The following is a 25,112-nucleotide window of genomic DNA, read 5'->3' on the forward strand; positions in this document are numbered from 1 at the left end:
AACCTGGTCGTTACAGCTTTACGACGTTCGAGTGGAGCGCACGTTCCGCCGGCGTGTAGAGCGAAGCCATCGGCTCGTCTTCCATCACCACGGTCTCGTCCGATCCGAAGCCGTTGAACGCAGTGCGCATGGCCGAGCCATAGGCACCGAGCATCCCAATCTCGATATAGTCGCCGGCCTGCGTGTCTGCGGGCAGCAGGAACGGACCGGTCATGTGATCCAGATCGTCGCAGGTCGGGCCGTAGAAGCTGAACTCCATGTCGCGGGCGTTCGAATCCGGCTCGCGCAGAAGCTGCACCGGGAAACGCCAGCCGATATGCGCTGCATCGAACAGCGCGCCATAGGCACCGTCGTTGATGTACAGCTCGTCGCCGCGGCGCTTTTCGACGCGCACGATCAGCGAGCTGTATTCGGCGCACAGTGCGCGGCCCGGCTCGCACCACAGTTCGGACGAGTAGCTGACGGGCAGGCTCTCGAACGCGCGGTGGATCGTCTCGAAATAGAGTTCGAGCGGCGGGGGCTCCATGCCGGGATAGGTCGACGGGAAGCCGCCGCCCACGTCCACGACGTCGACGGTGACGCCGGCTTCGACGATGGCGGCGCGAACGCGCTCCATCGCCTGGGCATAGGCGTCGGGCGACATCGCCTGCGAACCGACATGGAAGCAGATGCCCAGTGCATCGGCGACCTGACGGGTGGCGATCAGCAGATCCTTGGTCTCGCCCGGCATCGCGCCGAACTTCGAAGCGAGGCTCAGCTTGGACAGGTCCGACGACACGCGGATGCGGACGCACAGGGTCAGATCCTCGGCGCCATTCGTGGCGCGGACGATCTTCTCCAGCTCTTCCATGCTGTCGAGGCTGAAGGTGCGGACGCCGTGCGTGAAATAGGCTTCGGAGATGGCCTCCTCGGCCTTCACCGGATGCATGAAGCAAAGCGTGGCTTCCGGCAGGGTACGCGCAACGAGGCGCACTTCCGCGATGGAAGCAACGTCGTAATGCGTGATGCCGCTTTCCCACAGGATCTGGATCAGTTCCGGGGAAGGATTCGCCTTCACGGCATACATCGACCGACCCGGAAACTTCTCGGCGAAGAAGCGGGCGGCACGCGATGCGGCGTGCGGACGAATGAGCGTGACCGGCTGGACCGGTCGGAGGGCAGTCGCTAGCCCCAGCGCGCTATGGTGCTTGTGCAATTCAAGGGACCTCCAAGTGCCTTACGGCTGTCGTTGAACAAAGCTGCCTTGCGGTTGGAAGTCCCATGGGGCAGCGGGAAGCGGGCATTTAGGGTCGGCGAGTCCGCGTGTAAAGTGATTCTTGATCCGTATTTTTCCGCCGGGGGCGAACTGTGACGATTGTACGACAACCGACGCGGGCAGGGGTGCGGGACGCAGCCGCAAAGATCGCAGCCATTCTGCCGCAAACGCCTCTTCTTACAGCGGAAATTCACGGGCAGCAGGTTTCGTTCAAGGCCGAGACGCTGCAACCGGTCGGGGCGTTCAAGATACGCGGCGCATGGCATCGGCTGACGGCTTTGGACCCCGCGACTCGCGACAAAGGCGTCGTCGCCTTTTCATCGGGCAATCATGCGCAGGGCGTGGCCTGGGCAGCGAAGCGGCTGGGCATTCCCGCGGTGATCGTGATGCCGGCCGATGCGCCCAAAGTGAAGCTGGAAGCGACGATGGCGATGGGCGCGGAAATCGTCCGCTACGATCGCGCGACCGAGAATCGCGAGAAGATCGCCGCGCATCTCGCCCATGCCCGCGGCGCCACTCTGGTGCCGAGTTTCGACGATGCGTGGATCATCGAGGGTCAGGGGAGCCTGGGTATCGAGGCGATGACCCAGATGGTCGAAGCGAAGCTGCCCGATCCGGATCATGTGATCGTGCCATGCGGTGGCGGCGGGCTGGCCGCGGGAGTCGCGCTGGCGCTGCCCGAAGCGGACATGGTCCTTGTAGAACCCGAAGGGTGGGACGATATGCGCCGCAGCCTGGAAGCGGGCTGGATCGAGCCCGTGGGCGACAATCCGCCGCTTACGGCCTGCGATGCGCTCCAGACGAAGCAGGTGTCGCCGCTGACCTTCGACGTGCTGTCGCGGCGCGATGCGAAGGGCGTGGCGGTGAGCGAATATGAGGTGCGCGAGGCCCAGCGCTGGGCGGCGCGGACACTCAGGCTGGTGGTGGAGCCGGGCGGCGCGGTGGCGCTGGCGGCGCTGCTGGCGCGAAAGGTTGAGATCAGGCCGGGGACGCTCGTGATCCTCTCCGGCGGCAATGCGGATCCCGAAGCCTATGCCCGGGTGCTCGCGACGAAGGACTGAAGGTGACCCAAGTGGCCGGTAATTTCCTGGCGAATCTGCTCAGTGGCGCGGCATGGCTGCTCACGCACGGCGTCTATGGCATGTTGCGGGTGATCTATCGCCGCGACGTGAAGTGGATGGCGCTGTTCGCGGCGATCATCTTGGGCGTCGTGCTGCTGGTGCGGTGGGCGCTGTGAGCCCGCAGATTGGCACCGCTGCATCGCTGACGCTTAGCATTCTGGTGCTGGCGGCGCTGTTTCTCGCCTGGGGCGGGTGGCAGATGTATTTCCGCCGCAACGACAAGCGCAAGGGCGTGCTGATGTGGATCTGCGCGGTCGTGCTGCTCGGCAATGTCGCGATCTGGACGGTCTGAGATGTTCGGTTCGGCGGGACAAGCGGTGTTGCGGTACGAAGCCGCGGATTTCGATGTGCTCCAGCGCGGTGCCTATGTGCTGTGCGCGGTCAGTGGGGAGCGGATCGCGCTTGAGGACCTGAAATATTGGAGCATTGAGTTTCAGGAAGCCTATCGCGGCGCCGACGAAGCGACCGCCGCGGCGCTCGCGGGTGGCGCGAAGAATCTGAAGCGTTAACCCGGCAGTTTCAGCGCGGGCGGCTCTTCGTCTTCAGGATCTGGAGCGCCGCGAAATAGGCCGCGCCGAAGAAGACGATCGCCACGATCAGCGGCCAGCCCGCGCCCTGCCCGGGCGTAAGCGCGCCGGCGATCCAGATGGCGAGGATCGGCACCAGGATCAGCGCCGCGGTCACGCCCCATGCGGCGCCGTTCAGCGGGCGGGCGCTTAGCAGCGAGGCATTGGGTTCATAGCGGAACCAGGCGTTGCTCGTATCGGTCATGGGCGGAGCCTAGCCGATCGTGCGCGGGCGCTCAATCATGGTCGGGATGCTGGCGGCTGGTCGCCCGGATCGCTTCGGCCCAGTCGGGGTCGTCCGCGCCGGTCTCGCCTTCATCGGGCAGCGCGCCAAGGTCAGCGAACCACGGCATCCGCGCTTCGCTGCCCATCTGGACCTTCGGCTCGAAGGCGGCGGGATCATCGAGCGTACCGATCATCAGATTGGTGCGGCCGCTGTTGCCGCGATAGAAAAGCGGGGTGCCGCAGGCGGCGCAGAAGCCGCGATCGACATGTTCCGAGCTGCGGAAGGTGGCGGGCTCGCCGCGCGTCCAGGCCAGCGCCTCGTTGGGCGCGGCGACGAGGGCGGCGAACAGATTGCCGCTCGCCTTCTGGCACATGCGGCAATGGCAGAGGTGCGAATTGTCGAGCATCGCCGACGCCCGGTACCGGACCGCGCCGCACTGGCAGCCGCCCGTCACCGTGACGTCGATATGCTTCATGCGATCACCGGATCGGCGAGTTGGGGTCGAGGCGCATGTCGAGATAGTTGTCCACGCTGCCCATCAGTTGGTCCATTTCATGCTCGAAGAAATGGTTCGCGCCGGGGATGGTGTCGTGGTGAATCGTGATGTGACGCTGGGTGCGCAGCTTGTCGACGAGCTTCTGCACCGCGCCCGGCGTGACGACTTCGTCATTCTCGCCCTGCACGATGATGCCGGAGGCCGGGCACGGGGCGAGGAAGGTGAAGTCGAACATGTTCGCCGGCGGCGCGACCGAGATGAAGCCGCGGATTTCCGGGCGGCGCATCAGCAGCTGCATGCCGATCCACGCGCCGAAGCCGAAGCCGGCGACCCAGGTGGTCGATGCTTCCGGGTGGAAGCTCTGCACCCAGTCGAGCGCCGAGGCGGCGTCGGAGAGTTCGCCGATGCCATTGTCGAACGTGCCCTGGCTCTTGCCCACGCCACGGAAATTGAAGCGCAACGTTGCGAAACCGCGACGCTGGAAGGTCTTGTACATCTCCTGGACGATGCGGTTGTTCATCGTGCCGCCCGCGTTCGGATGCGGGTGGAGGATCATCGCCACGGGCGCGCGCGGCTTGGGCGCAGGGGCGAAACGGCCTTCGAGGCGGCCTTCGGGACCGGGGAAAATGACTTCTGGCATCGATGACCTGCTGAATATCTATGGGCGCCGGTGGAGCGCGTGAAGTTGCGCGCTATATAGGCACAGCGCGTTTTTGCGCAATTGGAACGATGAACTTGGCCGAACGCATCTATCTCGATCACGCCGCGACTTCGCCGATGCGCCCGGAAGCGCGCGAAGCGATGGTCGAGGGGATGCTGCATTGGGCCAATCCGAGCAGCCCGCACGCAGACGGCCGCAACGCGCGCCGCCAGATCGAGGATGCGCGCCGCCGCGTCGGGCAGAAGCTGAACTGGGGCGGGCATCTGATCTTCACCAGCGGGGCGAGCGAAGCGCTGATGCTGGCGCTGGGCCGGGCCAAGGGCGGGCCGCGGATCGTCTCGTCGGTCGAGCATGACGCGGTGCTGCGCGCCGCGCCGGGCGCCGAAGTAATGCCGGTCGATCGCGAAGGCGAGTTCGACAAGGCGTGGCTGGAAGCGCGACTGGCCAAGGGCGACCGGCCGGTGGTCGCGGTGCAGCATGTGAACCCGGAGACGGGGCGCAAGAACCTGATTGGCGACATCACGCATATGGTGCGCGGCGCGGGCGGGATGGTGATCGCGGATTGCGCGCAATCGACCGGCAAATATCCGCTACCGACCGCCGATATGGTGGTGATTTCCGCGCACAAGTTCGGCGGGCCGCCGGGCGTGGGCGCGCTGCTGGTGCATGACATCGCGACGCTGGAGCCGACGGGCGGGCAGGAATTCGGCTATCGCGGCGGGACCGAGAACCTGCCTGCCATCCTCGGTTTTGCCGCGGCGCTGGAAGCGTGCCGCCAATGGGTGGACGAGGATATGCTCGCCGCGCTGCGCCGGATGCGCGACGCGATCGGCGATGCGGGCGGGCGCTTCGTCGGTGGCTATGGCGAGTTCAGCGGCTTTATCTTCCCCATCGCGATGCCGGGAATGGATGCGCGGATTCAGGTGATGCGGTTCGACATGGTCGGCTTCTCGGTATCGGCGGGCAGCGCCTGCGCCTCGGGTACGCTGAAGCCCAGCCGCGTGCTGGCGGCGTTCGGCATTCCCGAGGATGTCGCCAAGCGCACGATCCGCATGAGCATCGGCTGGAGCACGACACCGGCCGAGATCGACGCCTTTACCGACGCCTGGGTGAAGATCGCGGCGGAGGCATCCGCCCGGGCATGATCTATCTCGATTATCAGGCGACGACTCCGATCGCCCCCGAAGCATTCGCCGCGATGCGGCCGTGGCTGGAGAGCAATTTCGCCAATCCGCACTCCGCGCATGCGCCGGGACGCAGCGCTCGCGCGGCTGTGGCGGTGGCGCGCGATCAGGTGGCCGGGTTGCTGTCTGAGAATGGCGAAGTGAATTTCACCAGCGGGGCTACCGAGGCGCTCAACTGGGCGATCAAGGGTGTCGGGCCGGGGAGGGTGGTGACGCTGGCCACCGAACATGCCGCGGTGCTCGATACCGCCGCGACGCGCGATGTGGAGGTGCTGGCGGTCGGCCCTGACGGGCGCGTCGATCTGGACCTCGCCCGCGCCGCGATCCGCCCGGGCACCGCGCTCGTCTCCGCGATGCTGGTCAATAACGAGATCGGCGTGATCCAGCCGGTCGCCGAGCTGGCCGCGATGGCGCATCAGGTAGGGGCGCTGTTCCTGTGCGATGCGGTGCAGGGCTATGGCCGGGTTCTTATTCCCGATGAATGCGACCTGGTCGCCCTCTCCGCGCACAAGATCCACGGCCCCAAGGGGATCGGCGCGCTATGGATCCGCGACGGCGTGACGCTGACCCCGCTGATGCATGGCGGCGGACAGGAGCCCGGCGGCCGATCGGGTACGCTTTCGCCCGCGCTGTGCGCCGGGTTCGGCGTCGCGGCGCGTATCGCGAAGGAGCGTTTCGGCGCGGATCATGCGCATGCCGAGCAATTGTTCCGGGCGGCGCGCGCGCATCTGGGCGAGGAATGGGTCCTCAACGGTTCGCCGGACCATCGCTATCACGGCAATCTCAACCTTCGCCGCCAGGGCCTCGACGTTGCGCGGCTGATGTCCGAATTGCGCGACATCGCCTTTTCCGCCGGATCGGCCTGCGCCAGCGGATCGGGCCGCCCCAGCCATGTGCTGCGCGCGATCGGCTTGTCCGACGCGGAGGCACGTTCCAGCATCCGGCTTGGCTTCGGCCGCTATACGACCGAAGAGGAATTGATGACCGCGCTCACCCGAATCGATGCTGCCGCGCGCAGCCAGAACGTCGCCGCATGATCCGCGTCCGTTTCATTGGCACCGATGGCGACACGCGCGAAGTCTCCGCGCCCGAGGGTTCGGGTCTGCTCGAGATCGCTCAGGCCGATGGCCAGCCGCTGGAAGGAACGTGCGAAGGCCAGATGGCCTGTTCGACCTGTCACGTGATCGTCGATGCCGCGGATTTCGACCGGCTGCCGCCAGCGGTGGAAGAGGAAGAGGATATGCTGGACCTGGCCTTCGGCGCGACGCGGACCAGCCGGCTCGCCTGCCAGATCGTGCTAACCCCCGAACTCGACGGGATCACCGTCCGCATTCCCTCCGAACATCGCGATATGCAGGGGCGCTGAACGTAACAGGCGCTTTGCCATTCCACAGTCGCCATGCTCCGGCGAAGGCCGGAGCTTTGGAAGGGGAATGGGTGGCGGCCAACGCTCCGGCCTTCGCCGGAGTACGATCCTGGCGCCCCAAATCTTGCAAGGGGCCAGAATATTTCGCGGGCCATGTCACAACCCGCGCCGCCATCTCGTCATGCTTTCGGAACCCAACCGAAAGGACATGACATGGACACCCGCCTGAACCCCTTCGCCGCCGATCCCGCCACGATGAAGGCATTCATCGATTTCAGCATGGGCATCAGCCCCAATCTGATCGATCCGCACCTTGCCCATCTGGTCAAGATCCGCGCGTCGCAGCTCAACGGCTGCGCCAATTGCCTGCACATGCACGCCGCCGAGGCGCGCAAGGATGGCGAGAGCGAGGACCGTATCCTGCTGACCGGCGCGTGGGAGGAAGCCCCGATCTATACCGACCGCGAACGCGCCGCACTCGCCTGGACCGATGCGCTGACCCTGCTTCCCGAAAGCCGCGCGCCGCGCCATGTCTATGACGAAGTCCATGCGCATTTCAGCGAGGACGAGATCGTGAAGCTGACCATGACCATCGCGCTGATCAATGCCTGGAACCGTTTCGGCGCGGGCCTGCGCATGACGCAGAGCTTCGGCGTGCGGAAGGCGGCGGCCTGATGGCTGATGCAGCCGAGAGCTTCGATCCGCTCCGCCCGAAACTGATCCGGGTGGCATACCGGATGCTGGGATCGGTCGCGGATGCCGAGGATGTGGTGCAGGATGCGTTCCTGCGCTGGATGGATGCCGATCGCGATGCGGTGGAGGTGCCCGAGGCGTTCCTCCGCCGCGTCGTGACCCGGCTGTGCCTCGATCAGCTCAAATCGGCGCGGGCGCGGCGGGAGACCTATGTCGGCCCGTGGCTGCCCGAGCCGGTGGTCGAGCCGGAGGATGCGGTGGAGGACGTGACCCTGCCGCTGCTGATCGCGCTCGAACGCCTCTCGCCGCTGGAGCGTGCGGCGTTCCTGCTGCACGACGTGTTCGGGCTGGGGTTCGACGAGATCGCCGAGACGATCCAGCGCGATTCCGCAGCGTGCCGTCAGCTTGCCAGCCGCGCCCGCGCGCATGTCCGCGCCGATCGCCCGCGCTTCGACATGCCCAGGGCGCACGGCATGGAAATCGCGGCGGCCTTTTTCGCGGCGTCGCGCGAAGGCAATATGAGCTCGCTGCGGGGGCTGCTCGCCAGCGATGTCGAGATATACTCGGACGGCGGAGGCAGGCGTCACGCGGGCCTCAAGCCGATCTTCGGCGTGGACGATGCGATCAAGCTGCACACCAGCCTCGCGCGCTTCTTCACCGGCGGGCAGTCGCGTCTGCTGCGCTATGGGCGGATCAACGGGCTGCCGGGCTTTATCACGATGGAAGCCGATGGGGTGATCCAGACCACGGCATTGCAGATCGAGGAGGGCCGGGTGACGCGCATCTATATCGTGCGCAATCCCGACAAGCTCGCGCATCTTGAGGGGGCTGCGCTGCACTGAGCATTCGAGTGCGGGCCAGTCTGATCCAATCGTGCTCCGGCCTTCGCCGGAGCACTGCTTTGCTTAACCGGCGGCGATATAAGGGAACCAATCGCACCGCCCCCGCGTCCAGCACCAGCGGGGTTAATGGCCTGTCAGTCAGGAGAGAGTGCGCATGAAAATCCTTCCCCTTGCCGCCGCCGCGGTTCTTGCCGCCTTCACGGTTCCGGCCAGCGCGTCGGTCACGCCGGCCACCGCGCCGCTAACCAGCACGATGGTGTCGACGATGATCGGGTCGAGCGCGGGCACCGCGATCGAGCAGGACCGCCGCCACTATCGCGAGCGCCGCTACCAGCGCGACCGCCGCTACGAGCGCCGTCACGCGCGTCGCGGCTATTGGAAGCGCACCTGCCGTACCTATTGGCGCAACGGCTATCGCCATCGCGACTGCCGCCGGGTCCGCTATTGGCGCTAAGCCGCTGAGGCGAGATGATATGAAGGGGCGGTCTGCGGGCCGCCCCTCTTGCGTCGCCGGATCACTTCCACCATATGCGCCGCGGGAGTCGGGCGGACGTGGTCGTCGCCAACTTGGTCAGATCCGGAAGGAAGCAGCCACAACGATTTCGCCGCGGGTCGTTCCGGCTCCCACCGCGCGCTGCCGAGATTTAGCGAAGCCAAAGCGATGCCGCGAAGCGCGCGCGGCTGGCGACGCGGAAAGCGCCGACCGACGACGCGGCTTTGCCGTGGCGCTGCCCGATCTCCCCAGAAACCTGTTCGACTTGCTTCGACACGAGGCTTTTCCGCCGCTAGGAAAGGTCCAAGATGAGCGACGAATCTTCCTTCGATCTTGGCGAACCGCCCCAGCCGCACAAGCCGGAGGCATATCGCGTCCTTGCGCGCAAATACCGGCCACAGACCTTTTCCGAGCTGATCGGGCAGGATGCGATGGTCACCACGCTGGGCAATGCGATCAAGCGTGACCGGCTGGCCCATGCGTTCCTGCTGACTGGCGTGCGCGGGGTGGGCAAGACCTCGACGGCGCGGCTGATTGCCAAGGCGCTGAACTGCATCGGGCCGGACGGGCAGGGCGGGCCGACGATCGATCCGTGCGGCGTGTGCGAGCCGTGCCGCGCCATCGCCGAGGGGCGCCATATCGACGTGATCGAGATGGACGCGGCCTCGCATACCGGCATCGACGATATCCGCGAGATCATCGAGGCGTCGCGCTATTCGGCGGTCTCGGCGCGCTACAAGATCTACATCATCGACGAAGTCCATATGCTGTCCAAGGCCGCGTTCAACGGCCTGCTCAAGACGCTTGAGGAGCCGCCGGCGCATGTGAAATTCCTGTTCGCCACTACGGAGGTGAACAAGGTGCCGGTGACGGTGCTGTCGCGGTGCCAGCGGTTCGATCTGCGCCGGATCGGCGCGGACAAGCTCGCCGCGCATTTCGCCTATGTCTGCGAAGCCGAAGGCGTCGAGGCCGAGCCCGAGGCGCTGATGCTGGTTGCGCGTGCTGCCGAAGGATCGGCGCGTGACGGACTGTCGATTCTCGATCAGGCGATCGCGCATGCGGGGATCGAAGGCGACAAGGTTCGCGCCGATGTGGTGCGCACGATGCTCGGCCTGTCCGATCGCGGCGCGATCCGCGATCTGTTCGGGCTGTTGCTGAGCGGCGATGCGCCTGCCGCGCTGGCGTCGCTGCGCGGGCAATATGATCTGGGCGTCGATCCCCAGGCGGTGCTTCGCACGCTGCTGGAGACGGTCCATGCCACCACGCTGATCAAGCTGGGCACCGAGGCCAATCCGGCGCAATCGGCCGAGGAAGTGAAGGCTCTGGAGCGCTGGGCGGCGGGCTTGAGCTTCCCGATGCTGCACCGGCTGTGGCAGCTGATCCTGCGCGGCCATGACGAAGTGGCGCGCGCGGTGCTGCCGATCGAAGCGGCGGAGATGGCGCTGCTGCGCGTGATCCATGCCTCGCAGCTTCCCGATCCGGGCGAACTGGCGAAACAGATCGCCAGCGGGGCGATCACGGTGGGCGCCGCCGCGTCCCCGGCTGCGGCCGCCAGCGCCGAGCCGGCGATGCCGCGTGACATGGCAGAACTGGCGCAGCATCTCGAGACCAACAACCGCTACAGCCTTGCCGAGCAGGTCCGCCACCTGCTCCGCCCGATCCGCTTCGACGGAACCGAGGTCGAATTCGCGTCGACCCGGCCGCTGCCGATCGATTTCGTCCGCGAACTTTCGGCGGCGATGCGCGAAACCACCGGCAAGAACTGGAAATTGCTCACCGGATCGGACACGAGCGGAAAGACGTTACGCGAGATCGAGGCGGAGAATGCCGCCGCCGAGCGCAATGCTGTGCTGAGCTCGCCACTGGTGGCGGCAGCATTGGAAGCCTTTCCGGATGCCGAGCTGATCGGCTGGACCAAGACAGGAAGTTGAAATGAAGAGCCTCGAAGACATCATGGCAATGGCGCAGAACGTCCAGGCCGAGCTGACCAAGGCGCAGGCCAATCTCGATACGATCGAGGTCGAGGGCGTCTCGGGCGGCGGGCTGGTCAAGGTCCGCGCCTCGGCCAAGGGCCGTATCCTCGGCATGGATATCGACGATTCGCTGATGAACGTTTCCGAAAAGGGCATGCTTGAGGATCTGCTGGCTGCCGCGTTCAACGATGCGCGCGCCAAGGCCGATGCCGCGTCGCAGGAAGCGATGGGCAAGATGACCGCGGGCCTGCCGCTGCCGCCGGGGTTCAAGCTGCCCTTCTGAGGCGGGTGGAACCATCGGTCGGCCCTCTCGGTTGCTGCAGGCAGTATATCGAGGAGGACTATAAATGGTGGATCGTGTGACCGAGCGTTCGGACGGTGTGACCGCCGAACGCGTAACCGAACATGACAGCGGCGGCGGCACGGTGATCGTGGAGCGCCGCGGCGGTGGCGGCGGCGCGGGCATCCTGATCGCGGTGATCCTGCTGATCGCGGTGGCGGCCGGCGCATTCTACCTGTTCAATCAGGGCCAGAACGATGCGATCCGCACCGATGCGATCAGCGACGCCGCAAAGGGCGTCGAGAGGGCGGCCGACAAGGTGGGCGACACCGCCGAAAAGGCCGGCGACGCGATCAGCACCGGCGGGACCGAGAAGAAGAAGGAATAGCCGCGGCTATTTGAGGCAGGCGTCGAGCCCGTCGCCGCGCACCACGCCGATCCGTGCGGTGATCGAATTGCCATAGCGCCTGGTGAAGCCTTTCGGGTCGATCCCGGCGCGTTTCTTTGGCAGCGGCAGGACCGCAGCGATCTGCGCGGCTTCGCGCGGCGTCAGTTTCGAGGCATCGTGCCTGAAATAGCGCTGTGAACCCGCGTTCACGCCATAGGTGCCGATCCCGGTCTCCGCGACGTTGAGATAGACTTCCATGATCCGCCGCTTGCCCCAGATATTTTCGATCAGGACGGTGAAATATGCCTCCAGTCCCTTGCGGAAATAGCCGCCGCCCTGCCACAGGAAGACGTTCTTGGCGGTCTGCTGGCTGATCGTCGAGCCGCCCCGGATGGTCTTCTTGCCGGTGGCGTTGCGCGCCGCGGCGGCGGCGATGGCGCGATAGTCGAACCCGCCATGCTGACAGAAGCGCGCATCCTCGGCGGCGATCGCTGCGCGAGCCATGTTGGGCGAGATTTCGTCGAGCGACATCCAGTCCTTGGTCACGCCATTGCCCGCGAAGATGTCGCCGATCATCGTCCAGGTGACCGGCGGCGGGACGAAGCGGAAGATCACCACCATCAGCACCGAAACGAGTACGAAGCCGCCAATGCCCTTGGCCGCCCAGATGCCGATCCGTGCAGCCCAGCCACGGCGCTTGCGCGGCGGTTTGATCGGCTCGATGTCGGGTAGCGGGGGCTTGCCAAGCGGGGTCGGGACAGCGGCGGGGGGCCAGCCCTGTGGCGTCGAGACCTGGATCGTCGAGGCCACCGCAGGCCGTTGCGGGGGCAGGGGGTCATGATCGAACCCCGGCTCGTCATAGGTTTCGAAGGGCGGTTCGGCGGGTTCGAACGGTTCGATCGCCGGTTGCGCCCAAACCGGCTTTTCCGGCTCGGAGGGCAGCTTGCGGTCTTCGTCGTCGCCGTTCGGTTCGCTCATGCAACGTCATGTGCCGCGCCGGAGCGCGGGGAGCAACCTGGGTTAAGCGTTAACACGTCCCGTTGCGGCTTAGATGAGCGGCGTGCCGTCGTCGGGGCAGTAACGCGTGTCCGCGGGCAGGCCCTTGCCGCATTGCGGGCAGTTTACGAGCGGTCCGGACGGCGCGCCGGACATCCTGCTGCGCACGCGTTCCTCGACTTCGGCGCCGCGGCCGCTGAACGCCAGCCAGGCCATCACGCCGGCAGTCAGCAGGGCGAGGATCGCGAGCCAATAGCCGAACTGCCAGTCGATCTGGATCATCGCCAGCGCGGCGTCGCTCATTTCGTTGCGCTGGCCGCCATTCTTCTTCGCGGCTTCGGCGAGGATGGTGGACTTGCTGTATTTCAGCGTGCCTGCCCAGATGAGGACCAAGGCGCCGACCGAAGTGCCGATCAGCGCCGCGGCCTTTTGCCGGGTCTGTGGTGTGAAGGCGATCGCAAGGCCGATGGCCACGGCGATCAATGCGAGCAGGATCAGATAGTTGATCTCACCCGCGCCGGGTGTCCGCTCGGTATTGGGAAGTTCGGAGGTGAAGCGGCCGAATGCGATACCAAAGCCGGTAGCGCTGACGATCTTCGTGCCGGAGCAGGAAACGGTGAGCCAGGGCAGGACGAACGCGACCAGCGCGATGCCCTTTGGAATCCGGATCCACTTCCACATGGGCTGCCCCTCCCGCCACTGACGGGAGGAAGCTATGCCCATATCAGACGGTCAGCAACCGCTTCTCGCCCGCGAGGCGCATCATCGCCTTCTGGAGCTTTTCGAAGGCGCGGACCTCGATCTGGCGAACGCGCTCGCGCGACACGCCATAGACCTGCGAGAGTTCCTCGAGGGTCTTGGGATCGTCGGTCAGGCGGCGCTCGGTCAGGATGTACTTCTCGCGCTCGTTCAGGTCGTCCATCGCCGACACGAGCATCTCGTGACGGACATCGGCTTCCTGAGCTTCGGCGACGACTTCGTCCTGCAGGGCGCTGTCGTCCTGCAGCCAATCCTGCCACTGACCCTCGCCATCCTCGCGCATCGGCACGTTGAGCGAGGTGTCCCCGCCCATCGCCATGCGGCGGTTCATCGAGGTAACTTCCTCCTCGGTCACGCCCAGATCGGTGGCGATCTTGGCGAGATGCTCGGGGGACAGGTCGCCATCCTCGAACGCGTCGAGCTTGGCCTTCATCCTGCGCAAGTTGAAGAAGAGCTTCTTCTGCGCGGCGGTGGTGCCCATCTTCACGAGCGACCAGCTGCGCAGGATGAATTCCTGAATCGAGGCGCGGATCCACCACATGGCGTAGGTCGCCAGGCGGAAGCCCCGATCGGGCTCGAACTTCTTCACGCCCTGCATCAGGCCGATATTGCCTTCGGAGATCAGCTCCGAGACAGGCAGGCCATAGCCGCGATAGCCCATCGCGATCTTCGCCACGAGGCGCAGATGCGAGGTCACCAGCTGAGCTGCGGCCTCGGGGTCGCCATGCTCCTGAAACCGCTTTGCAAGCATGTATTCCTGCTCCGGCTGGAGCAGGGGAAACTTCTTGATCTCAGCCAGATAGCGGTTGAGGCTCGCCTCACCGCCAAGCGCGGGGATCGTCGCCGGGACGTTGCTTCCGCTAGCCATGATCACTTCTCCCTTTCACTGGGCCGACCGCCTTGCCCCCTGTATAGGCGGGCATCGGTCTGCCGAAAATCATACGATGAGGTTATCGAACAGTTCCTGCATATCTGCAGGGATTTCGCTTTCGAACGCCAAAGCGTGGCTTTTCACGGGGTGGATGAACCCCAGACGAGCCGCGTGCAAGGCCTGGCGTTTGAAATTCAAGGTTTCCAAAACTTGCCGGTGCGACTTGCGGGTGCTGCCATACACCGGGTCGCCGAGTAGCGGATGGCCGATGGATGCCATGTGAACGCGGACCTGATGCGTGCGGCCCGTCTCGAGCCGGCATTCCACCATTTCCGCGTCCCGAAGCTGGTGAAGTCTGCGCCAGTGCGTGATGGCGTGCTTCCCCTGGCTCTCCCCGACGATCGCCATCTTCTTGCGATTTGCCGAGGAGCGGCCGAGCCGGGCCTCGATTCTTCCTTCCGAACTCGTCAGGCGGCCCGCGACGATCGCCTTGTAGCGGCGGTCGATCGTGTGCGCCTTGAACTGTTCGGCCAGGCCGACATGGGTCCGGTCGGTCTTGGCCGCGACCATCAGGCCCGACGTATCCTTGTCGATCCGGTGGACGATCCCGGGCCGCGCGACTCCGCCGATGCCCGACAGGCTGCCGCGGCAATGATGAAGCAGCGCATTGACCAGCGTTCCGTCGAGATTGCCCGCCGCCGGATGGACGACGAGGCCCGCAGGTTTGTCGACGACGATCAGATGTTCGTCCTCGAACACGATGTTGAGAGGGATATCCTGCGCTTCGTTGTGCGCGGGTTCCGGATTGGGGATCGTCACGCTGAACAGTGCGCCGCCCGCCGCCTTCTTCTTCGCGTCGCGGACCAGCCCTTCGGGGCCGGAGACCTGACCTGCGGCGATCAGTACCTTCAAGCGTTCACGTGAAAGGATCGGCAGCGCATCGGCAAGCGCGCGATCGAGACGCCAGCCATCGGCGGCGTCTGAAATGCGTGCTTCGTGCGTAGTAACCCCCCGGTCCATTATGTAGATGAAGATGGGTATGCGGTGTTGGATTTCAAGGTGCGTTGCCGAGATAATACGGCAGGAATCGCAAGCTGCCGCGCCGTGCGAGGCGTGCGGATTGCTGTTCGGAAACGCGGACGAAATCACCGATTCTCAAGCTACTGAAAACGTATCGGAAAATCCCGAGATACGGTTTGAGATCGATCCGCGCGCGCTGTTCGCCGCGCTGCGGGCCGAACGGAATGGCGGGCCGGCGCTGGCCGGATACTGGCATTCGCACCCCAGCGGCGACGCGACGCCATCGGCCACCGATGCGGCGATGGCCGCGCCCGACGGGAAGCTGTGGCTGATCGTGGCTGGCGGCGCGATCGCTGCGTGGCGCGCGGGGGAGAGCGGGCTGCACGGGCGGTTCGAACGGGTGGACATCGGCATCCGCGACTGACGGGACACCCCAATCGGGGATTGCCCATTCTTGATAGATGCACAAACGAACAGATTGAATTATCCTCCATTTGAAGGATGCGGCGCGCGTGCGGCTGATCGAGAGATGCGCGGTCCCGAGGGGAGAGTATCGATGTTGAAGCGGGTGATCGGAATCGCAGTCGCCGGGATATTGGCGTGGGCCGTGCCGGCGATGGCGCAGCCATCGACCTGGTCGCCCGCGCTGGGCAATAAATGCGCGGCGAACGACGCCGCGGCGTGCTGGACGCTGGGTGAATCGCTGCTCAAGGGCAATGGCGTGGCGGCCAGTCCGGTGAAGGCCGTTGCCGCTTTCGTCCGGGCCTGTGACCTCGGCGTTGCCGAGGCCTGCTATATCGCCGCCACGCGCACCGATTTCGAAAAGCGTGGCGATGCCGCAGGCGCACGCATTCTGTTCGTCAAAGGTTGCGAAGCGGGCTTGGGTTCGTCCTGCCTCTCGTCCGGCATCTACACCGAATCCGGCTGGGGCGGGGCGAAGGATTATCCGCGCGCGCTGATGTTCTACGAACGCGGCTGCGCGCTGCGCGACGGCGAGAGCTGCCGCTATCTCAGCCAGATCTGGGCGTTCGGCGAGCCGATCAACGGAACGCGCACCGATGGCCGCAAGACGCTCGACTGGTCGGTGAAGGGCTGCAACATCGGCGACGGACCGTCCTGCGTGACGGCGGCGTGGCTCTATGCCGGGAATATGGGGATCGGTTACGATCAGCCGGCGGGCGAGCGCTATGCCCGGATGGGCTGCAGCCTCGACCATGCCGATAGCTGCTTCAACCTTGGTTACATGGTCTTCCAGCGCAAGGACTGGACCGCAGCGCGCAACAGCTATGCACGGTCGTGCCAGCTGCCCGGCGGACGCGATCAGGCCTCGGCGTGTCAGGAAGCGCGCAAGCTCGACGAGTTTCTCGCCCGCGACAATGGCGAGCGCGCCCGGTGGGATGCGAAGCAGGCGGAGGGTGCGGCGCAGATCGACCGGTTGCTGGCGAGCGGCGACTATAACGGCGCGATGTACAAGGCGGCGTACGACATGGGCAGCATCCCGCAGGTCACCCGCATCCTGCTGGCGGCGAGTTCATCTGGCCGGCTGGCGCAGATCGACGACATCTACTTTGTCGCGTTCGAGACGTGGAACATCAGTTCGCAAGCGCGGATGATCGTGACATCCGAAAAGCGCCGCCGCGACGCGGCGCAGCGGCAGGCGGCTCGGCTGGCGCCTTCGGGCGGGGGCGGTTCGTCTTGGAGCTGGTCGGCTCCGTCGTCTTCGTCACTCTCGTCGGGCGGAACGACCTACACCGCGCCGAGGATCAGCGAGAGCGACATCTATCGCAACGCCCGCGAGAACACGCGCACCACCTATTGCAACGCGGGCTGGGGCTGCCGCTGAGCGGACAAAAAGGGAGACGGGCGATGCTGAAGCACATGATCCGGGCGCTGGCGGCGGGCGCGCTGGCTTGGGCCCTGCCGGCAGTGGCGCAGCCCGCAGCACCTTCGACCTGGAACCCGACGCTCGACCGCAAATGCACCGCGAAGGATGCCGTCGCCTGCTTCACGCTGGGCGAAACGCTGAGCGCCGGGCGAGGCGTGGCGAAGGACCCGGTCAAGGCGCTGGCCGCGTTCAGCCGGGCCTGCAATCTCGCGGTCGCCGAAGCCTGCTACATCGCCGCATCGCGCACCGCGAGCGGGGGCGACCAGAGCGCCGCCTTCGCGCTGTTCAAGAAAGGTTGCGAAGCGGGGCTGGGCGACAGCTGCCTCTCCGCCGCGATCCGTACCGAGAGCGGGCAGGGCGTTCCCGCAGATGTGCGGCTGGCGATGGCCTATTACGAGCGCGCCTGCACGCTGCGCGAAGGCGACAGCTGCCATTATCTCGCGCAAATCTGGGCCAGCGGCGAGAAGGGCGAGAACCGCGTCGACGTGCGCAAGTCGATGCAGTTCGCGCAGATGGGTTGCACCGCCGCGCGCGCCGATTCCTGCGTGCTCGCCGGATGGCTGGCGCAAGGCAATCGGGGCTATCCCAAGAACGAGGCGATCGCCGACCGCTATGCCCAGCTCGGCTGCAACATGAACCATCATGGCGGCTGCATGAACCTGGGCTATCTGGCCGGGGAGCGCCGAGACTGGCTGACCGCGAAGAAATGGTATGGCCGCGCCTGCGCGATCAATCGGGATCCGACAGCGTGCAAGGCCGAGCGCGATATCGACGGCTATCTGGCTGACAAGGCCCAGTCCGATGCGCAATGGGCGGAGTGGAACCGCAAGCAGGCGACGGGCAGGGCCGAAGTCGACCGCTTCCTGTCGGCGGGCAACTATGCCGGGGCGATCAACCATGCATCCTATGTGATGGGCAGCCCCGAGCAGGTGTCGCGCGTGCTGACCGCGGCGCAATCGGCGGGGCGGCTGGCCGAGATCGACGACATTTATTTCGTCTCGTTCGAGACCTGGCAGCTGACTCCGGCGGCGAATGCGCTGGTGCGGACCGAGAAGCGCAGCCGCGATCTGGCCGCGAGGCAAAGCGCGCGGATTTCGCCTTCCTATGGCGGATCGAGCAGTTCGTGGAGCTGGACGCCGTCCTCGTCGTCAAGCTCCTCCTCGTCGAGCAGCTACACGCCGACGCCGCGGATCAGCGAGAGCGAAATCTACCGGAACGCCCGCGAGAATACGCGGAGCAGCTATTGCAATGCGGGCTGGGGCTGCCGCTAACCCTGGCTGGCGAGGCGGCGCATCACGTCGCCATAAGGCTTGAACACGTCGATCACCATCTTCTCCGGCGATTTCCGGCACTTGCCGAGCGCGTCGTCAAAGCGTTTGCCGAAATCTGCCACGGCCGCGGTGAGATCCTTGCCGGACATACCCGTCAGGCCGCCCGGCCGCGACAGCATCGCGATGCCGAGCGACATATGGAAGAATTCGTCGCCGCGCGCATCCTCGCCCCAGGTCGCTTTCCACCAGTCCTGATCGAGGACGAACTGCGCGCAGCTGTAGCGCAGGATGCCGCCACCCTTGCCGGGAGTGCGGAGATTGCCGAAGTCGAACGGAATCTTCGCCGGGATCGCGATCGGATTGCCCTCCGCATCCTTCGCGGGCTCGTACGACGATCCGGCAACCGCTTCGAGCGCGATCCGGTCGAGCGTGGGCGACCGGCTGCTCTGGGTGATCCTGGTCTCGGTGACCCGGCCATCGACGCCTATGATCCCGGTGATCTCGACCTTGCCATGCTCGCCGATGGCGCGCGACGCCGCGGGCAGATCGGCGGAAGGGCCGTCCTTGAAGCTGGGGCGAGTCTTCACCTTCGCGCGATTGGCGTTCGCCGCGGCCATAGCCGGGGAAGGGGCTTCCTGCGCCGTAGCCGGCGGCGGCGCGTCCTGAACCGGCAAGGGCGTGAGCGCGGCCAGCGCGGATGCGGCGACGAACGAGAACATGAGCCCTGAATTCCCCCGGGCGGCGGGTCGCCGCGCCGGTCAGGATATCGCTGGGCGACGGACCGTACAATCGCCGCTTTCGACCATGCGGGTTGCGGCTTGCCCCATGCTGCTTCAAAGAGACGGAAACGCTGGAGCGCCGTCCTTGAACATCACCCCGACCGACTTTGCCAGCCTGCTCTGTTCGCGGCTTTGCCATGACCTGCTGAGCCCCGTGGGGGCGCTCAACAACGGGCTGGAACTGCTGGCCGACGAGCATGATCCCGAGATGCGCCAGCGCTGCCTCGAACTGCTCAACGAAAGCGCGCGGGCATCCGCCAACAAGCTGAAATTCTTCCGCCTGGCGTTCGGCGCGGCGGGCGGTTTCGGCGAGACCGTGGACACGCGCGAGGCGCAGGCGGCGATCGAGGGACTGTTCGGCGACAATCACCGCATCCAGATCGGCTGGATGGTCGACGAGCCGGTGCTGGCGAAACAGGCGATCAAGGTGCTGCTCAATCTCGCGCTGATCGCGGGCGACGCGCTGATCCGCGGCGGCCAGCTCGACATCGGCGCCGAACTGGTGACCGGCAATATCGAGATCGTGGTCCGCGCGGACGGCCCGCGCATCGTGCTGGACCCCGAACTGCGCAGCGCGCTGGCCGGCGGAAAGGACGACGTGCCGATCACCCCGCGCGCGGCGGCGGCCTATCTGGTCCATGCGCTGGTGACCCAGGGCGGCGGCGCGCTGCAGGTAAGCCCGCCGGATGCCGAAGTGCTGCTGTTCGGGGCGTCGTTCCGGGTGGGGTGAGGGGCGAAACCTATCCCCGCACTAACCTCGAATTAACCCTCTAACGTCCAAAGTACCCACGCAAATTTGCCTGGGGCACCATGGACGACCTGCTGCAAGAATTCATCGCGGAGACACGCGAAACGCTCGAGGCGCTATCGGGCGAGATCGTCGCGTGGGAATCGAGCCCGGACGACAAGGGCCGGCTCGATGCGATTTTCCGCTTCGTGCACACGGTGAAGGGGAGCTGCGGCTTTCTCGATCTGCCGCGGCTGGGACGTCTCAGCCATGCGGCCGAAGATGTGCTGGCGCAGGTGCGCGCGGGCGAGCGGGTGCCGGACCGGGCACTGGTCAATGCCGTGCTGGCGATCGTCGATCGCATCGGTGAACTGGTCGAGGCAATCGATTCGGGCACGTCGCTCGACGATAGCGGCGACGAGCTGCTGGTCGCGGCGCTGGCCGAAGGGGCCGAGGAAGTCGTTCAGGCTGCCGTTCCCGGCATCCAGCGCGCGGCGTCGCGCAGCGTGCGGCTGAACGTCGAACTGCTCGACCGGATGATGTCCGGCATGTCGGACATGGTGCTGGCGCGCAACGAACTCGCGCGGCGGCTGCGTGGTGGGGATATCGATCCTGCCGTGGAAGCCGCGCTCGAACGCCTGTCGCTGACCGTGGGCGAAATGCGCGACACCGTGACGCGGACGCGGATGCAGAAGATCGACGCCCTGTTCTCCGCCTTGCCGCGCATGGTGCGCGATACGGCGGCGGGGCTGGGCAAGTCGGTGACGCTGCACATCGAGGGTTCGGACGTCGAGCTCGATCGCGAGATGATCGAAGTGATGCGCGACCCGCTGGTCCATATCGTCCGCAATTCGATCGATCACGGCATCGAGCATCCCGCCGAGCGCCGCATGTCCGGCAAGCGCGAGAATGGCCGCCTGATCGTTTCCGCCCGCCAGTCGGGCAACCAGATCATCATCGAGATCGTCGATGACGGGCGCGGGATCGATACCGAACGCCTGATCCGCAAGCTTTCCGCCACCGGCCCGCGCAGCGAGCGCGAACTGCAGGCTTTGTCGGACAAGGCCAAGCTGGCGCTGGTGTTCGAGCCGGGCCTGTCGAGCAAGGACGAAGTCACCGAGGTTTCGGGCCGCGGCGTCGGCATGGACGTGGTCCGCGCATCGATCGAGCAGATCGGCGGGCGCGTCGAGCTGGACAGCGTGCCGGGCAAGGGCCTGCGCATCGCGATCCATGTGCCGCTGACGCTGTCGATCATCTCGGCGATCGTAGTCGGCGTGGGCAAGCAGCGCTTCGCCATGCCGCGTCAGGCGATCGAGGAGATCGTGACCGAGCGCGGCGACGCGATCCGGATCGACATGATCGGCGGATCGCAGGTCGCGACCGTGCGCGACCGCCGCATCCCGCTGGTCGATCTGGCGAATTTGCTGGGGATCGAACGCGCGGAACCGGACATGCTGGGTGGCGGACAGATGCTGGCAATCGTCAGCGTCAGCGACGGCAGCTATGCGCTGAGTGTCGACACCGTGCTCGACAATGAGGAACTGGTGATCAAGCCGGCGTCGCCCGCGGTGATGTCGACCGGCCTTTATGCCGGGCAGACGCTGCCCGACAGCGGCCTGCCGATGCTGATGCTCGACTGCGCAGGCATGGCCAGCGCCGCGAAGCTCGATTTCAGCCGTGACGCCAGCCGCGATTATGACGAAGCCGAAGTCGAGGCCGAAGTGCCGGGCACGCCGGCGTTGCTGTTCCGCGATCTCGACGGCGCGCGCCGCGCGGTCGCGCTGGGCATCGTCGATCGCGTCGAACAGGTCGATACTTCGGCGATCCTCCATTCCGCCGGCCGTCAGCGGCTGGCGATCGAGGGCCGCATCCTGCCGCTGGTCGCGCAGGCAGAATTCGACGCGGGCAAGGTGAGCGTGCTGCGCCTGAAGGATGGCGAGAGCGAAGTCGCCTACGCCATCCACGAAGCGCTCGACATCGTCGTGCTGCCCGAGGAACTGGCTCCGGCGCGCGAGCCCGGCGTGGTCGCGGGCGTGGTGCTGCTCGATGGCGAACAAGTCGAACTGCTCGACGCCTATTGGGTGTTCGGCGAATATGGCGAAGACGAAGCCGAGGAAGAAACGGGTCCGCTGTGCCTGCTGAGCGGCGATGCCGATGGCTGGATGGCATCGTTCGTTCGGCCGATCCTCGAAGGCGCGGGCTATCGCGTGAAGACCGAGCTGGCGCCGGGCGAAAGCGCGTCGGTGGTGCTTTCCAGCGACGATGTCGCGGTGCAGGGCGCGCTTGCGCCGGTGGTGCGCCTGCGCCGCCGCAAGGCGGCCAAGCCCGGCGACGACAGCATCTATCGTTACGATCGCGCGGGCCTGCTCTCCGCGTTGGAAGCCAAGGTAGGAAGCCGCTGATGTCGCATCTCTATCTCATCGCGCAGATCGCTGGGCGCACGGTCGCGATCGATTCCGATCAGGTCGAATCGGTGGTCGATATCGGTGAGGTCACTGCCATTCCCCGCGCCGCCGATCATGTCCGCGGTCTCGCTGCGCTGCGAAGCCGGGTGGTGACGGTGGTCGACACGCAGTCGGCGCTGGGGCTCGATTCGCATGGCAGCGAAGCGCGCCGCGCGGTGATCACGCTGATCGACGGGCATCATTACGCGCTGCTGGTCGATGCGCTCGACGATGTCGCGCCGTTCGATCCGCTGCCGCTGGCCAGCGGCGTCGCGCTGGGCAACGCATGGCGTCATGTGGGCCGCGGGATCGTGGAGCGCGATGGCGAGCCGATCCTGGTGGTGGACCTGGCGTCGCTGGTACCCGGACATGCCGTCGCCGCGGAATAATACCTAGATTTTGCGCAATTAACGGCGCGCTTACGGATTTCGGGCAAGGTGCTCGCGGGATCGCCCCCAACAGGGAAATGGGTTTTATGAAGACTTGCCTCGTCGTCGACGACTCGAAGGTTATCCGCAAGGTGGCCCGGCACATCCTCGAGACGCTGGACTTCGAAGTGCGCGAGGCCGGTGACGGCCGCGAAGCCCTCGACAGCTGCATGGCGGCAGTACCCGACGTGGTGCTGCTCGACTGGAACATGCCGGTGATGAGCGGCATGGATTTCCTGCGCGCGCTCAAGGATTCGGGCATTCAGCAGAAGCCCAAGGTCGTGTTCTGCACCACCGAGAACGGCATGGCCTATATCCGCGCCGCAATCGAAGCGGGTGCGGACGAATATGTGATGAAACCGTTCGATCGAGAGACGCTCGAGAGCAAGCTGCAGATCGTCGGCGTCGCCTGAACTTCGGGCGCGGGAGCCACGCGTGGCGTATCAGCTGAACATCGCCAATCCGGCCGTGCGGGCGAGCATTCCCGCGCGCGTGCTGATCGTGGACGATTCGGTCGTCGCGCGATCGGTGCTGGGCCGGATGATCGACGGTACGCGCCGCTTCATGGTGGCGGGCGCGGTGAGCGATGCGCATGCCGCGCTCCAGTATCTGAAGAACCAGGAAGTCGAGATCATCCTGCTCGACATCGAGATGCCGGGCATCGACGGCCTTACCGCGCTGCCCGACCTGCTGGTCGCGGGACGCGGGGCGAAGGTGCTGGTCGTCTCCTCTTCGGCGGACGAAGGCGCTGCCTCTACCGTGCAGGCGCTGGCGCTGGGCGCGGCGGATACGCTGGTGAAGCCGGGTGTCGGCGCGTTCGGCGGCCGCTTTGCCGAAGTGCTCGAGGAAAAGCTGGGCCGGCTGGTCGAAACCCATGCCGAAGCGCCGCTCGCGGCCCCACCGCCGTCGCGGATCGCGGTGCCCGACGATTATGACATCGTGGCGATCGGCGCATCGACCGGCGGCATCCACGCGCTGAGCCAGTTGCTGCGCGCGATCCCCGCGAGTTTCCACGTGCCGATCCTCGTGACGCAGCATCTGCCGCCGTCGTTCATGAGCTATTTCGCGGCGCAGCTTGCGGTGCTGGGCAGCCGGCCGTGCGAAGTCGCGACCGATTGCATGCGCATCCGGCCGGGCCGGATCATCGTCGCGCCGGGCGAAGCGCATATGCGCGTCGTGCGGATGAGCGAAGGGGCGGCGATCCGCCTGACCCATGAGAAGTCGTCGAGCGGCTGTATGCCCTCGGTCGATCCGATGTTCGAATCGATCGCCGATGTGTTCGGCAGCCGGGCGCTGGCCATCGTCCTTTCCGGCATGGGCCGTGACGGGTGCGAAGGCGCACGCAATCTGGTGGACGCCGGGGCGAAGATCGTGGTGCAGGACCGTGAAAGCTCGGTCGTGTGGGGGATGCCGGGCGCGGTGGCTTCGGCCGGACGCGCCAGCGCGGTGCTGCCGCCCGACGAGATCGGACGGCTGGTCGCCAGCCGCCGGCGGCCGTCATGATCACGCCGCACACGCCGTCGCCGGCTTCGTCCTCGGCGGCCAACAACATGATCGCCGCGCTGCTCGAACAGCGCACGGGCCAGCAGATCGCCGCCAATCGCGCATGGCGGATCGAGACGGCGCTGAAGCCGCTGCTGAGAGAGCGCGGACTGCATACGCTCGACGAGCTGGTGACCCAGCTGATAGCGACGCGGACGGGGGAACTTTCCGACATGGTGGTCGATGCCCTGCTCAATCAGGAAACCAGTTTCTTCCGCGACGCAGCGGTGCTCGACATGGTCGCCGATGCCGCGCGCGAGCTGCAGGCCGAGACGCCGCACAAGCGCCTCCGCATCTGGTCGGCGGGCTGCTCGACGGGGCAGGAGCCGCTGAGCCTTGCCATGCTGTTCGAGGAGCGCAGCGTCAGCAATCCCGGCACCCAGCCGGAAATCGTCGCGACCGATATCTCGCCGAGCGCATTGGCACGGGCGAAGGCGGGCAAATTCTCGCAGTTCGAGATCCAGCGCGGGCTTTCGGTACGCCGCATGATGAGCTGGTTCGACGGAAACGGCAGCGAATGGACCGCCAACCCGGATCTGGTCCGCAAGGTGCAGTTCCGCCAGCAGAACCTTGCCGGCGATCCGCCGCCGCCGGGCAAGTTCGATATCGTGCTGTGCCGCAACGTCATGCTCTATTTCTCGGGCGCGCTGCGCAAGCAGGTGTTCGACACGCTGTTCGCCGCGGTGCGGCCCGGCGGGATGCTGGTGCTGGGCGCGGGCGAGACGGTGATCGGCCAGACCGATCAGTTCGTGCCGAGCGACCGCTTCCGCGGCTTCTATCATCCGGCCCAGCCCAAGGCGGAGCCGTTGCGCCGCGCGGGCTAGAGTCCTTGTGACGCTGCGCTGA

Annotated in this window: 32 protein-coding genes and 1 other RNA gene; 23 read left to right on the forward strand and 10 right to left on the reverse strand. The window is 66.1% G+C overall.

Going from position 1 to position 25,112, the window contains the following annotated elements:
* Window positions 1-10: 10 nt before the first annotated feature.
* Window positions 11-1,195 (reverse strand): type III PLP-dependent enzyme, encoded by a 1,185-nt coding sequence (locus tag HHL13_RS02225; protein ID WP_169554142.1) that lies wholly within the window; start codon window positions 1,193-1,195, stop codon window positions 11-13.
* Between the two features lie 152 nt (window positions 1,196-1,347).
* Here HHL13_RS02225 and HHL13_RS02230 point away from each other — a divergent pair, with 152 nt between their 5' ends.
* The 4 genes from HHL13_RS02230 to HHL13_RS02245 are packed head-to-tail and all read left to right on the forward strand — an operon-like array spanning window position 1,348 to window position 2,885.
* On the forward strand, window positions 1,348-2,316 hold the full coding sequence (locus HHL13_RS02230) for a threonine/serine dehydratase (RefSeq protein WP_346775461.1): 969 nt from the start codon (window positions 1,348-1,350) through the stop codon (window positions 2,314-2,316).
* Window positions 2,317-2,327: 11 nt separating this feature from the next.
* Window positions 2,328-2,492, forward strand: a complete 165-nt coding sequence (locus HHL13_RS02235; protein WP_169554143.1) for a hypothetical protein — start codon at window positions 2,328-2,330, stop codon at window positions 2,490-2,492.
* On the forward strand, window positions 2,489-2,668 hold the full coding sequence (locus HHL13_RS02240) for a hypothetical protein (RefSeq protein ID WP_206377104.1): 180 nt from the start codon (window positions 2,489-2,491) through the stop codon (window positions 2,666-2,668). Before HHL13_RS02235 ends, HHL13_RS02240 begins: the two co-directional genes overlap by 4 nt.
* Window position 2,669: 1 nt before the next feature.
* Window positions 2,670-2,885 carry a DUF2093 domain-containing protein gene (locus HHL13_RS02245; RefSeq protein ID WP_169554145.1) on the forward strand — a complete coding sequence of 72 codons (216 nt, stop codon included), beginning with the start codon at window positions 2,670-2,672 and terminating at the stop codon, window positions 2,883-2,885.
* Between the two features lie 10 nt (window positions 2,886-2,895).
* On the opposite strand, the gene HHL13_RS02250 is transcribed toward HHL13_RS02245, so the two are convergent.
* From HHL13_RS02250 to HHL13_RS02260, 3 genes are read right to left on the reverse strand one after another with little or no spacing between them, the layout of a single operon-like run.
* Window positions 2,896-3,147, reverse strand: coding sequence for a hypothetical protein (locus HHL13_RS02250; protein ID WP_169554146.1), 252 nt, complete (start codon window positions 3,145-3,147; stop codon window positions 2,896-2,898).
* Between the two features lie 31 nt (window positions 3,148-3,178).
* Window positions 3,179-3,643, reverse strand: a complete 465-nt coding sequence (locus tag HHL13_RS02255; RefSeq protein ID WP_169554147.1) for a GFA family protein — start codon at window positions 3,641-3,643, stop codon at window positions 3,179-3,181.
* Window positions 3,644-3,647: 4 nt separating this feature from the next.
* Window positions 3,648-4,304 carry an alpha/beta hydrolase gene (locus HHL13_RS02260; protein ID WP_169554148.1) on the reverse strand — a complete coding sequence of 219 codons (657 nt, stop codon included), beginning with the start codon at window positions 4,302-4,304 and terminating at the stop codon, window positions 3,648-3,650.
* A gap of 89 nt (window positions 4,305-4,393) precedes the next feature.
* On the opposite strand from HHL13_RS02260, the gene HHL13_RS02265 reads away from it, so the two are divergent.
* The 7 genes from HHL13_RS02265 to ffs all read left to right on the forward strand — a co-directional run bounded on the left by HHL13_RS02265 (window position 4,394) and on the right by ffs (window position 9,042).
* Entirely contained in the window at window positions 4,394-5,470 is a 1,077-nt protein-coding gene (locus HHL13_RS02265; RefSeq protein WP_169554149.1) for an aminotransferase class V-fold PLP-dependent enzyme, read from the forward strand.
* Entirely contained in the window at window positions 5,467-6,546 is a 1,080-nt protein-coding gene (locus HHL13_RS02270) for a cysteine desulfurase family protein (protein ID WP_169554150.1), read from the forward strand. Before HHL13_RS02265 ends, HHL13_RS02270 begins: the two co-directional genes overlap by 4 nt.
* Window positions 6,543-6,875, forward strand: a complete 333-nt coding sequence (locus tag HHL13_RS02275; protein ID WP_169554151.1) for a 2Fe-2S iron-sulfur cluster-binding protein — start codon at window positions 6,543-6,545, stop codon at window positions 6,873-6,875. Before HHL13_RS02270 ends, HHL13_RS02275 begins: the two co-directional genes overlap by 4 nt.
* 213 nt (window positions 6,876-7,088) lie before the next feature.
* Entirely contained in the window at window positions 7,089-7,550 is a 462-nt protein-coding gene (locus HHL13_RS02280; RefSeq protein WP_169554152.1) for a carboxymuconolactone decarboxylase family protein, read from the forward strand.
* Window positions 7,550-8,410, forward strand: a complete 861-nt coding sequence (locus HHL13_RS02285) for a sigma-70 family RNA polymerase sigma factor (protein ID WP_169554153.1) — start codon at window positions 7,550-7,552, stop codon at window positions 8,408-8,410. The genes HHL13_RS02280 and HHL13_RS02285 overlap by 1 nt, the downstream gene beginning before the upstream one ends.
* 154 nt (window positions 8,411-8,564) lie before the next feature.
* Window positions 8,565-8,864 (forward strand): hypothetical protein, encoded by a 300-nt coding sequence (locus tag HHL13_RS02290; protein ID WP_169554154.1) that lies wholly within the window; start codon window positions 8,565-8,567, stop codon window positions 8,862-8,864.
* An 80-nt stretch (window positions 8,865-8,944) separates the two neighbouring features.
* Window positions 8,945-9,042: signal recognition particle sRNA small type (gene ffs, locus HHL13_RS02295), an RNA gene on the forward strand.
* 12 nt (window positions 9,043-9,054) lie between these two features.
* On the opposite strand, the gene HHL13_RS22705 is transcribed toward ffs, so the two are convergent.
* Window positions 9,055-9,180: a hypothetical protein gene (locus HHL13_RS22705; protein ID WP_277346984.1), complete on the reverse strand. Its 126-nt coding sequence runs from the start codon at window positions 9,178-9,180 to the stop codon at window positions 9,055-9,057.
* A 31-nt stretch (window positions 9,181-9,211) separates the two neighbouring features.
* On the opposite strand from HHL13_RS22705, the gene HHL13_RS02300 reads away from it, so the two are divergent.
* The 3 genes from HHL13_RS02300 (at window position 9,212) to HHL13_RS02310 (ending at window position 11,544) form a co-directional block, all read left to right on the forward strand.
* Entirely contained in the window at window positions 9,212-10,834 is a 1,623-nt protein-coding gene (locus HHL13_RS02300) for a DNA polymerase III subunit gamma/tau (RefSeq protein ID WP_169554155.1), read from the forward strand.
* Between the two features lies 1 nt (window position 10,835).
* Window positions 10,836-11,159 (forward strand): YbaB/EbfC family nucleoid-associated protein, encoded by a 324-nt coding sequence (locus HHL13_RS02305; protein WP_169554156.1) that lies wholly within the window; start codon window positions 10,836-10,838, stop codon window positions 11,157-11,159.
* 64 nt (window positions 11,160-11,223) lie between these two features.
* Window positions 11,224-11,544 (forward strand): hypothetical protein, encoded by a 321-nt coding sequence (locus tag HHL13_RS02310; RefSeq protein WP_206376822.1) that lies wholly within the window; start codon window positions 11,224-11,226, stop codon window positions 11,542-11,544.
* 6 nt (window positions 11,545-11,550) lie between these two features.
* Here HHL13_RS02310 and mtgA read toward each other — a convergent pair whose 3' ends face one another.
* The 4 genes from mtgA to HHL13_RS02330 all read right to left on the reverse strand — a co-directional run bounded on the left by mtgA (window position 11,551) and on the right by HHL13_RS02330 (window position 15,190).
* Window positions 11,551-12,258, reverse strand: a complete 708-nt coding sequence (gene mtgA / locus HHL13_RS22430; RefSeq protein WP_346775578.1) for a monofunctional biosynthetic peptidoglycan transglycosylase — start codon at window positions 12,256-12,258, stop codon at window positions 11,551-11,553.
* A gap of 333 nt (window positions 12,259-12,591) precedes the next feature.
* The gene (locus tag HHL13_RS02320; RefSeq protein ID WP_169554158.1) at window positions 12,592-13,221 is read right to left on the reverse strand and encodes a zinc ribbon domain-containing protein; all 630 of its coding nucleotides are present in this window, start codon (window positions 13,219-13,221) and stop codon (window positions 12,592-12,594) included.
* Window positions 13,222-13,264: 43 nt separating this feature from the next.
* Complete coding sequence (rpoH, locus tag HHL13_RS02325) at window positions 13,265-14,167, reverse strand: RNA polymerase sigma factor RpoH (RefSeq protein WP_169554159.1); 903 nt, start codon at window positions 14,165-14,167, stop codon at window positions 13,265-13,267.
* A gap of 69 nt (window positions 14,168-14,236) precedes the next feature.
* A complete protein-coding gene (locus tag HHL13_RS02330; RefSeq protein ID WP_169554160.1) occupies window positions 14,237-15,190 on the reverse strand; it encodes an RluA family pseudouridine synthase in 954 nt (317 codons plus the stop codon).
* 19 nt (window positions 15,191-15,209) lie between these two features.
* Here HHL13_RS02330 and HHL13_RS02335 point away from each other — a divergent pair, with 19 nt between their 5' ends.
* From HHL13_RS02335 to HHL13_RS02345, 3 genes are all read left to right on the forward strand, one after another.
* Window positions 15,210-15,614 (forward strand): M67 family metallopeptidase, encoded by a 405-nt coding sequence (locus HHL13_RS02335; protein ID WP_169556725.1) that lies wholly within the window; start codon window positions 15,210-15,212, stop codon window positions 15,612-15,614.
* A 132-nt stretch (window positions 15,615-15,746) separates the two neighbouring features.
* On the forward strand, window positions 15,747-17,033 hold the full coding sequence (locus HHL13_RS02340) for a tetratricopeptide repeat protein (RefSeq protein WP_169554161.1): 1,287 nt from the start codon (window positions 15,747-15,749) through the stop codon (window positions 17,031-17,033).
* A 23-nt stretch (window positions 17,034-17,056) separates the two neighbouring features.
* On the forward strand, window positions 17,057-18,346 hold the full coding sequence (locus HHL13_RS02345) for a tetratricopeptide repeat protein (protein WP_169554162.1): 1,290 nt from the start codon (window positions 17,057-17,059) through the stop codon (window positions 18,344-18,346).
* On the opposite strand, the gene HHL13_RS02350 is transcribed toward HHL13_RS02345, so the two are convergent.
* Window positions 18,343-19,065: an energy transducer TonB gene (locus HHL13_RS02350; protein ID WP_169554163.1), complete on the reverse strand. Its 723-nt coding sequence runs from the start codon at window positions 19,063-19,065 to the stop codon at window positions 18,343-18,345. The two genes, HHL13_RS02345 and HHL13_RS02350, sit on opposite strands and share 4 nt — an antisense overlap.
* A 145-nt stretch (window positions 19,066-19,210) precedes the next feature.
* On the opposite strand from HHL13_RS02350, the gene HHL13_RS02355 reads away from it, so the two are divergent.
* The 6 genes from HHL13_RS02355 to HHL13_RS02380 all read left to right on the forward strand — a co-directional run bounded on the left by HHL13_RS02355 (window position 19,211) and on the right by HHL13_RS02380 (window position 25,090).
* The gene (locus HHL13_RS02355) at window positions 19,211-19,855 is read left to right on the forward strand and encodes a histidine phosphotransferase family protein (protein WP_169554164.1); all 645 of its coding nucleotides are present in this window, start codon (window positions 19,211-19,213) and stop codon (window positions 19,853-19,855) included.
* 80 nt (window positions 19,856-19,935) lie between these two features.
* Window positions 19,936-22,254, forward strand: coding sequence for a chemotaxis protein CheW (locus HHL13_RS02360; RefSeq protein WP_169554165.1), 2,319 nt, complete (start codon window positions 19,936-19,938; stop codon window positions 22,252-22,254).
* The gene (locus HHL13_RS02365; RefSeq protein WP_169554166.1) at window positions 22,254-22,685 is read left to right on the forward strand and encodes a chemotaxis protein CheW; all 432 of its coding nucleotides are present in this window, start codon (window positions 22,254-22,256) and stop codon (window positions 22,683-22,685) included. The genes HHL13_RS02360 and HHL13_RS02365 overlap by 1 nt, the downstream gene beginning before the upstream one ends.
* 86 nt (window positions 22,686-22,771) lie before the next feature.
* Window positions 22,772-23,137 (forward strand): response regulator, encoded by a 366-nt coding sequence (locus HHL13_RS02370; protein WP_169554167.1) that lies wholly within the window; start codon window positions 22,772-22,774, stop codon window positions 23,135-23,137.
* Window positions 23,138-23,159: 22 nt separating this feature from the next.
* The gene (cheB, locus tag HHL13_RS02375) at window positions 23,160-24,227 is read left to right on the forward strand and encodes a chemotaxis-specific protein-glutamate methyltransferase CheB (protein WP_346775462.1); all 1,068 of its coding nucleotides are present in this window, start codon (window positions 23,160-23,162) and stop codon (window positions 24,225-24,227) included.
* Window positions 24,224-25,090 carry a protein-glutamate O-methyltransferase CheR gene (locus HHL13_RS02380; protein WP_240953597.1) on the forward strand — a complete coding sequence of 289 codons (867 nt, stop codon included), beginning with the start codon at window positions 24,224-24,226 and terminating at the stop codon, window positions 25,088-25,090. Before cheB ends, HHL13_RS02380 begins: the two co-directional genes overlap by 4 nt.
* Window positions 25,091-25,112 lie beyond the last annotated feature (22 nt).

Source organism: Sphingomonas sp. G-3-2-10, assembly GCF_012927115.1.
Lineage (GTDB): Bacteria > Pseudomonadota > Alphaproteobacteria > Sphingomonadales > Sphingomonadaceae > Sphingomonas.

What these genes read in the sequence shown, in the direction of transcription:
- HHL13_RS02245 (WP_169554145.1), top strand. Translation starts at nt 2,670, where the DNA reads ATGTTCGGTTCGGCGGGACAAGCGGTGTTGCGGTACGAAGCCGCGGAT.
- HHL13_RS02250 (WP_169554146.1), bottom strand. Translation starts at nt 3,147, where the DNA reads ATGACCGATACGAGCAACGCCTGGTTCCGCTATGAACCCAATGCCTCG.
- HHL13_RS02255 (WP_169554147.1), bottom strand. Translation starts at nt 3,643, where the DNA reads ATGAAGCATATCGACGTCACGGTGACGGGCGGCTGCCAGTGCGGCGCG.
- HHL13_RS02260 (WP_169554148.1), bottom strand. Translation starts at nt 4,304, where the DNA reads ATGCCAGAAGTCATTTTCCCCGGTCCCGAAGGCCGCCTCGAAGGCCGT.
- HHL13_RS02265 (WP_169554149.1), top strand. Translation starts at nt 4,394, where the DNA reads ATGAACTTGGCCGAACGCATCTATCTCGATCACGCCGCGACTTCGCCG.
- HHL13_RS02270 (WP_169554150.1), top strand. Translation starts at nt 5,467, where the DNA reads ATGATCTATCTCGATTATCAGGCGACGACTCCGATCGCCCCCGAAGCA.
- HHL13_RS02275 (WP_169554151.1), top strand. Translation starts at nt 6,543, where the DNA reads ATGATCCGCGTCCGTTTCATTGGCACCGATGGCGACACGCGCGAAGTC.
- HHL13_RS02280 (WP_169554152.1), top strand. Translation starts at nt 7,089, where the DNA reads ATGGACACCCGCCTGAACCCCTTCGCCGCCGATCCCGCCACGATGAAG.
- HHL13_RS02285 (WP_169554153.1), top strand. Translation starts at nt 7,550, where the DNA reads ATGGCTGATGCAGCCGAGAGCTTCGATCCGCTCCGCCCGAAACTGATC.
- HHL13_RS02290 (WP_169554154.1), top strand. Translation starts at nt 8,565, where the DNA reads ATGAAAATCCTTCCCCTTGCCGCCGCCGCGGTTCTTGCCGCCTTCACG.
- HHL13_RS02300 (WP_169554155.1), top strand. Translation starts at nt 9,212, where the DNA reads ATGAGCGACGAATCTTCCTTCGATCTTGGCGAACCGCCCCAGCCGCAC.
- HHL13_RS02305 (WP_169554156.1), top strand. Translation starts at nt 10,836, where the DNA reads ATGAAGAGCCTCGAAGACATCATGGCAATGGCGCAGAACGTCCAGGCC.
- HHL13_RS02310 (WP_206376822.1), top strand. Translation starts at nt 11,224, where the DNA reads ATGGTGGATCGTGTGACCGAGCGTTCGGACGGTGTGACCGCCGAACGC.
- HHL13_RS02320 (WP_169554158.1), bottom strand. Translation starts at nt 13,221, where the DNA reads ATGTGGAAGTGGATCCGGATTCCAAAGGGCATCGCGCTGGTCGCGTTC.
- rpoH (WP_169554159.1), bottom strand. Translation starts at nt 14,167, where the DNA reads ATGGCTAGCGGAAGCAACGTCCCGGCGACGATCCCCGCGCTTGGCGGT.
- HHL13_RS02330 (WP_169554160.1), bottom strand. Translation starts at nt 15,190, where the DNA reads ATGGACCGGGGGGTTACTACGCACGAAGCACGCATTTCAGACGCCGCC.
- HHL13_RS02335 (WP_169556725.1), top strand. Translation starts at nt 15,210, where the DNA reads ATGCGGTGTTGGATTTCAAGGTGCGTTGCCGAGATAATACGGCAGGAA.
- HHL13_RS02340 (WP_169554161.1), top strand. Translation starts at nt 15,747, where the DNA reads ATGTTGAAGCGGGTGATCGGAATCGCAGTCGCCGGGATATTGGCGTGG.
- HHL13_RS02345 (WP_169554162.1), top strand. Translation starts at nt 17,057, where the DNA reads ATGCTGAAGCACATGATCCGGGCGCTGGCGGCGGGCGCGCTGGCTTGG.
- HHL13_RS02350 (WP_169554163.1), bottom strand. Translation starts at nt 19,065, where the DNA reads ATGTTCTCGTTCGTCGCCGCATCCGCGCTGGCCGCGCTCACGCCCTTG.
- HHL13_RS02360 (WP_169554165.1), top strand. Translation starts at nt 19,936, where the DNA reads ATGGACGACCTGCTGCAAGAATTCATCGCGGAGACACGCGAAACGCTC.
- HHL13_RS02365 (WP_169554166.1), top strand. Translation starts at nt 22,254, where the DNA reads ATGTCGCATCTCTATCTCATCGCGCAGATCGCTGGGCGCACGGTCGCG.
- HHL13_RS02370 (WP_169554167.1), top strand. Translation starts at nt 22,772, where the DNA reads ATGAAGACTTGCCTCGTCGTCGACGACTCGAAGGTTATCCGCAAGGTG.
- HHL13_RS02380 (WP_240953597.1), top strand. Translation starts at nt 24,224, where the DNA reads ATGATCACGCCGCACACGCCGTCGCCGGCTTCGTCCTCGGCGGCCAAC.